7 protein-coding genes are annotated in these 7,209 nt (G+C 66.6%); all 7 read right to left on the bottom strand.

The features are described from left to right. The coding region (locus tag LCE31_RS33845) for a hypothetical protein (RefSeq protein WP_225021339.1) at window positions 1-215 on the bottom strand (215 nt) is incomplete at its 3' end. A 399-nt stretch (window positions 216-614) separates the two neighbouring features. Further along, complete coding sequence (locus LCE31_RS33850; RefSeq protein ID WP_225021341.1) at window positions 615-1,394, bottom strand: CPBP family intramembrane glutamic endopeptidase; 780 nt, start codon at window positions 1,392-1,394, stop codon at window positions 615-617. 501 nt (window positions 1,395-1,895) lie between these two features. Then, window positions 1,896-3,230, bottom strand: a complete 1,335-nt coding sequence (locus tag LCE31_RS33855; protein ID WP_225021343.1) for a tetratricopeptide repeat protein — start codon at window positions 3,228-3,230, stop codon at window positions 1,896-1,898. 157 nt (window positions 3,231-3,387) lie between these two features. Next, on the bottom strand, window positions 3,388-4,746 hold the full coding sequence (locus tag LCE31_RS33860) for an MFS transporter (protein ID WP_225021345.1): 1,359 nt from the start codon (window positions 4,744-4,746) through the stop codon (window positions 3,388-3,390). A 55-nt stretch (window positions 4,747-4,801) separates the two neighbouring features. After that, window positions 4,802-5,131, bottom strand: coding sequence for a histone-like nucleoid-structuring protein Lsr2 (locus LCE31_RS33865; RefSeq protein ID WP_225021347.1), 330 nt, complete (start codon window positions 5,129-5,131; stop codon window positions 4,802-4,804). A 237-nt stretch (window positions 5,132-5,368) separates the two neighbouring features. Continuing rightward, on the bottom strand, window positions 5,369-6,205 hold the full coding sequence (locus LCE31_RS33870; protein ID WP_225021351.1) for an SAM-dependent methyltransferase: 837 nt from the start codon (window positions 6,203-6,205) through the stop codon (window positions 5,369-5,371). Between the two features lie 371 nt (window positions 6,206-6,576). Further along, window positions 6,577-7,032, bottom strand: coding sequence for a hypothetical protein (locus LCE31_RS33875; protein WP_225021349.1), 456 nt, complete (start codon window positions 7,030-7,032; stop codon window positions 6,577-6,579). Window positions 7,033-7,209: the final 177 nt, after the last annotated feature.

The following is a 7,209-nucleotide window of genomic DNA, read 5'->3' on the forward strand; positions in this document are numbered from 1 at the left end:
AGCACCGGCAGGAGTCCGATAAGCTCACGCTGGCCGCATAACCACCCGAACACGTGTCCACTTTCGCGGGGGAAGGCCCCATCGAGCTGCCCGGGCTGGACCTCCTGCTGGAAGAGGATGTCCGGATCTTGTTCCTGCACCCAGGCCGCCGCCTCCTCCCAGTTGACGCCTTTTTCGACGTTCCAATTCAGCGCGGTGATTGTGCCTGCGTTCATGTCGTATGCCTTTCGACGGAGGACAATTGATCGTGACAGGAGCAGATGAGGAGGAGCACGGGTTGTACAGCCTGCGTCAGATGACACATGTGCTCTGCCTGGGTTGGGGTGGATGTTCGTGTTCGGAGTGTCGTGTGCGGCGAGATGCCAGATGGGGGGCCCGCACGAGGGGGCGGGAGGAGATAGAGCAGGATGCCGGCCAGAAGGGCTGCCCAGACTCCGAGGAGAGAGGCGATGCCGCCGGCGGTCAGAGCCGCAAGCGGCTTGGTTCCGGAGACCAGCCAGACCGAGACTTGTTGGGTGCGGGACTGCAGATGCAGGGGAGGTGAGGACGAGGAGGCGGATGGTCGTGATGTAGCCAGCGGACGCGGGGGGTTACGGGCTTTGCTGCGTGATGCCTCAGCTGGCTGCGGAGGAGCTGCGCGGAGCATCGTCCTGTGCCCTTTGTGATTCTTTGATGGCAAAGCCGTCGGCAGGGGACCCGGTAACCTGTTGGGGGCGATTGCACCGCTTCTTAGCTGCTCGGACGAGCATGACCACCAGCAGCGCTCCCGCGTAGAGCAACAGGCCGTCGAGGAGGAGCTGGTAGCGCGTCATGCCGTACTGGCTCACGAGCGCGACAAGCCCTCCGGCCAGGTCCCAGGCTGCGTGAATGCCGATCAGGACGAGGAGCTGGCGTGTGCGTCGATACGCCATGGTGCGCAGGACGGCGTAGATGGCCATGCCGATCGCGGGCAGACCGTAGTAGCCGTGGAGAGCCACCTCGATGACGGTGATGAGGAGGTAGATCACCCAGGGCGGTCTGCGGGCCGCAGTGAGCAGCGCGGTAGTGGCACCGACCACGACCAGGTCCTCCATGACGACGGCGCCGAACGGGGTGAGGAGGACCGATCCGAGGCTGGTCAGTTGAAGCGTGTGGGCCTGGCTGCCGGCCATGACGGGAAGGACGGAGTCGGCTCCGGTCAGTCGCAGACTCCACAGGAGACCATTGGTCAGTGCCGTTCCCGCGACCATCCCCGCCAGTGTGAGACGGGCTGCGGTCTTGCGGCTTGCCGGGTCCTGCACCAGGCTCACACTCAAACCCATCGCGGTCGGCCCCACCCCGTGGTAGCGGCAGGTTTCCACGGTGAGCCAGCCGACTGCGACGTAGAAGACCCACATGGAAAACGAATACTTCACGGCGGCAGGCGACTGGCTCACGATGGTGACGATGGCGAGGGCGACGGCGCCGATCCGCAGGGCCATCCTCCTGACTCGCGCGGATTTTCTGAATCCAGTGTGTGCCACGACGAGGTAGCAGAGTCGAAGCGCCACGTATATCCCGACGAGCAAGGTCCCGACGGACAACGCCTGTACCACCCAGGGGGCATAGCCGGCGCAGAGCTGCGCTGTGATGTCGAGGGCGGCGACGGCCAGAGAGTTACCACAACCGGCGATGAGGAGTAAGAAGAGATCACGGTAGAGCCGCGCGGTTCCTCGCGGCGGTACAGACAGGCGCATGCGGTGGTGTCTTTCCTGGGTCAAGGTGAGGTGTGCGGTGGTGTGTAGTGCCGAGCCGTTCGCTGCAACCGGTTCTGTGTTCTGTGGGAACGGAGGTGCAGAGGGGCAATCGGGGCTGCGGTGCGGATGGCCTAGCGAAATGCCTGGAGGGCACGGGCGAGTGCCGGTTGGGCCGGTCTTCTATTCAGGTGCTTCGTTCGTTGCGGTGCGCTCTGCTGCCCTTTTGGCCTCGGCGGCGAGTTTTTCGAGTGCTGTCTCCAGGCGGTGCACGTCCCGGGGGCTCGGCACGCTCTGGTACAGCTGGAGTGAGGCGTAGTACAGGTCGTGTGCTTCATTGAACTGGCCGGCCTCGCAGACGGCTTCGGCGCGCCATTCGAGGAGGTGCGCCTGCCAGGGAAGGGACCCGGTCGTGAGGAACTCTGCCTCGGCTTCCTTCAGAAGGGTCATGCCGGTGGTGAGGTATCCGGTACGGACGTGGATGCGGCCCAGCAGGGCCTGGGCGCGTGCCGCATAGTGGGGATCAGGGATATTCCTGAGGCTCTGGCGGGCCTGGGTGAGGAGATCCAGAGCCACTTGTGTGTCGCCCTGGTCAGCAAGGACCTCGGCCAGTCGGATCTGGGACAGACCGACCCCGCGCTCGTAACCGATCTCCTCCCGGATCCACAGGGACTTGGACAGCTCGCGGATCGCGGCTGCAGGGTGGCCGGTGTGCTGGTGGCAGGCGCCGATCCCGTCCAGTGCCTGGGCCTCATCCCGGCGGTGAGGGTGGCGCTGGGCGCTGGCGAGGGCACGTGTGTAGTGCGCGAGGGCTTCGTCGTAGCGTCCGGCGCTGCGCAAGGCGTCCCCGAGCGTGGTGAGCATCCGTCGGATGGCGATGAGATTGCCGTCCAGCTCGGCGGCGGGCAGGCCGTAGTCCTCGTGGATGCTGATCCAGTCCTCGGTGTGACGTCGATGAAACTGCGGCCACATGGCATCCACCAGCTGCCAGGCCAGATCCCACCACCCCTCCTCATGTGCGGTGCGCACGGCGGAGCGCAATTCGCTCGGCCGGTACTGCAGCCATGCCAATACGGACGAGTCGGGCAGGCCCTCGAACAGGTCCCGGCCGTCGCGGATGTAGGTGGGAGAGCGGGGCAGCGTCCTGTGACTGGGGGTCAGACGAGCTTCGGCCTGGGTGGCGGCGAGCAAGTACCACTCCACCCAGCGCCGCCGCGCCTCGCGCCGTGCCTTCGGTGTCTCTGCTCGGGCCTGCTGCTGGGCGAGGTCGCTCACCAGGTCGTGCAAGGAGCAGCCAGGGCTATTTCCCGCGGTACGCTGCTCGTCCGGCCGCGGGTCGTGTACGAGCTGTGCGATCAGCAGTTCGTGGAGGATGCCGGCCGCTTCTCTGTGGTCGGTGTTGCACACGGCTGCCACCATGTCCGGGTCGAAGATGCGCGCGGGAAGTGTGCCGAGCAGCCGCACGGCCCGTGCCGCGTTGGCGCTCAGGTTTTCGTACGAGGCGCTGGCGTTGTGCATGACGGCTCCTGGATGCGGTAGGGGTCGGGTCGGCTGCAGGGATCGTGCGAGCTGGGTCAGAGTTGTGCCGGGGTGCAGCAGGCAACGGGCGGCGGCCCGGTAGCTGCCCGATGAGTCCGGCTTGGCTCGTGGCTGGGGCCCGGTTGACGCGACGGTTTCACAGACCTTCCCCGCCCTCGTACGAGTGCCCGGCTGTGCGACCGCCGCGGCCGGACGTTCGCCGTCGAGGTGGTGCGCGGCGTCGCGCAGCGCTCGGGAGCGATGCAGCCTGGCGGCGGCGTACGCGGCCAGGACGGCAGCTGCCGCGAGGGGCAGGCGCGCGGTTGCGGTAGAGGCGAGCCATCCTGCCGCCAGCGCCGCCGGGGGCAGGGGGGGCACAGGTCAGCAGGGTGCCGGCCGCATGCTGTCGGCCCTGCAGAGCTGGACTGGTGGCCCCCTGGCGCATCATGCGCGCCAGGGCCGCGTAACAGCCCCGTGCTGCACGCGAACCCGTCACGGCGCACACGATGATGACGCTCCACCAGGGGCCGTCCCCACTGAGGCAGAGGACCGCGTAGCAGACGGGGACAACGAGCAAGGCTCGCGTCGCCAGGACTCCGCGACCGCAGCGGTCTGCGAGACGGGCGGCGGCCGCGGACCCGGCGGCGGAGCCGAGGCCGGCACACCCGAGGAGAACGACGGTCCCGGCGGGGGGCCAGTGCCAGTAGTGGACGGCCATCACCACGCACACACTGTCCAGCAGCGTGCCGGCCACACTCAGTATCAGATTGGTCTCCACCAGATCCCGCAGGAGTGGTGTGCGCCGCACGTACCGCACACCGCTCCAGATTCCTGGTGCTGCCTCCGGTGTGTGTGAGGGCTGTGCGTGGTCCCGGCGGGGGAGGTGGCGGGCGGACCAGGCGGCGAAGCCGGCGGCGGCGATGTCGGCGGTGAGGGCGCGGCCGAGGCTGGAGACGGTGATCAGGGCGGAGGCGAGGTAGGCGCCGACCGCACTGGCCAGGTCGGTGAGGGCGATGATCTGCGAGGTGTGGGCGAAGCGGCGGACGGGAGGGGCGAGTGCTGGCAGAAGGGCAGTGGCTGCGGTCGTGGTCACATCGCTCAGAGCGCCGAGGAGCAGTGCGGCAGCGCACAGGGCCGGCATGTCCACGGAGCCGGTGACGACCGCCACGAGTAGACCTATCAGGGCTGCGGCTGCGGAGAGGCGACTGACCGTGATGAGCTGTCCGCGCGGATACCGGTCGGCCAGCGAGCCGGACAGCAGGGCGGTCAGGCTCGGCGCGACCGCGCCCGACGCGACAAGGCACCCGACACTGAAGGGCGTGGCATGCACCGTCACGACAGCGAGCAGGGGAAGCACTGCACCGGTCACCGCAGTACCCAGTGCGGTGAGCGCAACCCCCGCCGGATAGGCGTACTGCCGCCGAGCCGGGCGCGGACCGTGCACGAGACCTGGACGCGCTGTGGAAATGGCCCGTTGCAACGGAACCGTCGCGGAACGCGCTTCGGTGCCGACCATCCGTACTCCCTCGTGGGCAGATAAAAGTAGAAAATGAAACAGTGTGGGCGAAGAGTCACCCGGTCGATAATCCAGAGGAGTCCACGTAAAGATCCTTTATTTGCTCCGGGATGCGACCGCGGGTGCCGATCGAGATGCCATTACGCCATGCCCATTTCCGGATGTTCCAGGCTTCCGTGTGACAGTTGAGGGCGGGGTGGCGTGGGGTGCTCGTAATCAGGCGACCGGCCTTTATGTACCAGCGAGGCATGTTCCGCATTTCGGCGGAATTTTTCCGGTTCAGTTCGATCAGATAATCCACCCCCTCTATGGAGAAGGGAATGGTTTCGATCGCCTCAGATCCGTCCAGATCGTCAACCAGGGATACCATTTCAATTCTAGCCATGTGGTCAACCCGTCAACGTGGCGGCATGGGAAATTCGAGGGGAGAGCTATGCAGCCTCAGTGCACCGCATCATCCGACAGAGGGTGCATTCCCAGGCTGTGCCGACCTCCTTGCACTTTTCCATTTCGGGCGCCGGTATGCACTCGACGGCCTTTCATATCGCCTTGCTGAGTGCCAACTCGGGACTGGATGTTAGCGAATGGTTCGTCCGCCTGACGGCGGGCTGTCGGGGCGCGGCTATCCCCGGGAGGTACTTCCCGTCCGGGCGACACCCACCCAGATCGCGCCGGGCTTCGGCTTGGAGGTTTTCAGAGGCTGCTGATGCCATTCATGAGCCATCACGAGCCCGGGCGGTAGTAGATCCAGGCCGTCGAAAAATCCCGCGACTTCCTCTCGTGTGCGGAACTGGCTCGGGATTTTCTTCCCGTAGGAGGCGCTGCCCTCCGCGTCATCGGGAAACCCCGTTACATCGCCGTGGGAAATGGTGAGGTAACTGCCTGAGGGGAGGGCTTCGACCAGTGTGCGGACAATGCCGTAGGGGTCTTGGTCGTCGGTGATGAAATGCAGGACGGCAATCAGGGAGAGTGCCACGGGGCAAGTGAAGTCCAGGTACTCCTGAGCCTTCTGCAGGAGCACCTCGGGGCGGCGGAGGTCGACTTGGAGATAATTGGTACTGCCCTGGCTCGCACTGACGAGGAGAGCCTGGGCGTGGGCCATCACAATGGGGTCGTTGTCCGCGTATACGACTCGGGCACGGGGATTGATGGACTGAACGATCTCGTGCAGGTTGGTGCCCGTGTCGGTCGGGATTCCGGTACCGACGTCGAGGAACTGCTCGATGCCGGTGGTGCTTGCCACCCACTTCACTGCGCGGCGCATGAACGCCCGGTTCTGCAACGCGGCGTCGCGGAAGAAGTCGGGCGACTTGTGCGCCACTTCCTGGTCCACGGCGTAGTTGTCCTTGCCGCCGAGCAGATAGTTGTAGACACGTGCCGGGCTCGGCTGGCTCGTGTCCGGCCGCCTGGCGGCCGCTCGGGAGAGTGGTCTGTCATGGCGTGTGCTTTCTGTGCGCACCACGGCGTGCAGTGTGCGGGCGCGCGGTGTGAAGGGACACGGAAGGTGCCGGGGAGGGGATGGGACGGGAAGGGCGGAGCTGCCGGGCCGTGCCGCCCGCGGTCGGGGGAGCCTGTGCGGGACGGCTGAGCAGACCTCGGCACGGTCCGGCAGCGTCTGAGGGGCGAGACGTCCGTGTCAGGGAAGGGTGGCGCGCGGCGGTTCGATGCCGAGGTGTTGGCGAAGGGATGGCTGTGTTGCGGGGCCAGTTGTCGTTTTGGTGGATGCGACGAGCGGGGCGAGCGCGGCCTCGTCGGTGCGCGACGGGTCCAGTACTCGTGGTTGGACGGCTGGGATGGGTGCGGAGGCTCCGGTGCTGATCGTGTGTACCTTCACAGGGCGGCCTCGTTCCTGGCCAGTGCGAGGAACCCGCCGCGGGAGCGGAGCCAGTTCAGCTCGTCCGTGTAGAGGCTGTCGTCTTGGCTGATGTCGACTCGGCTCGCGCAAACGACTCCGGCAATCCGCTGGTCGGACACGGCATCGTGGACGCGCGCCAGTTGGGGCCTCAGGGCAGGTGCGAGGTCTCCGGTGGTGTCGACGGCACGAAAGGCGACCTGCCAGCCTCGCCGGTTGGAGGCACCAAGGGCTTCTGCCGTCCGACGCTCGGCGTCGTTCCTGTCGGCGTCGGGCCTGACGAGGACGTAGAGGGCGACCTGTACCTTCTGACGGTCGGTGAGTGCGGCGCGCTGGTCCTTCTCGCGCAGTAGCCGCAGGCGCTGCGCCGCGGTCAACAGCTCAGTGCTCAGCGCTGTGCGGTGCTGGAGACGCGCTATCGCCTGCCTACCCATGCCGGATTCCGTGATGTTGCGTTCGCACGCTGCTTTTTCGTCTGTCGTGCCCGGGGCGGTCTGCTGAGGGGCCTGGCCCTGCCTGGGGGACAGGCGGGATCGCTCCTCGGTGGTGTGAGTGTGTGGGGAAACCATGGGGGCTCCGGGACGGGTGAGAGGGGGCGCGGTGAGGTGTGA

The sequence above is a fragment of the Streptomyces sp. 8L genome, from assembly GCF_020176795.1.
In the GTDB taxonomy this organism is placed as follows: domain Bacteria; phylum Actinomycetota; class Actinomycetes; order Streptomycetales; family Streptomycetaceae; genus Streptomyces.

What these genes read in the sequence shown, in the direction of transcription:
- LCE31_RS33860 (WP_225021345.1), bottom strand. Translation starts at nt 4,746, where the DNA reads ATGGTCGGCACCGAAGCGCGTTCCGCGACGGTTCCGTTGCAACGGGCC.
- LCE31_RS33855 (WP_225021343.1), bottom strand. Translation starts at nt 3,230, where the DNA reads ATGCACAACGCCAGCGCCTCGTACGAAAACCTGAGCGCCAACGCGGCA.
- LCE31_RS33875 (WP_225021349.1), bottom strand. Translation starts at nt 7,032, where the DNA reads ATGGGTAGGCAGGCGATAGCGCGTCTCCAGCACCGCACAGCGCTGAGC.
- LCE31_RS33865 (WP_225021347.1), bottom strand. Translation starts at nt 5,131, where the DNA reads ATGGCTAGAATTGAAATGGTATCCCTGGTTGACGATCTGGACGGATCT.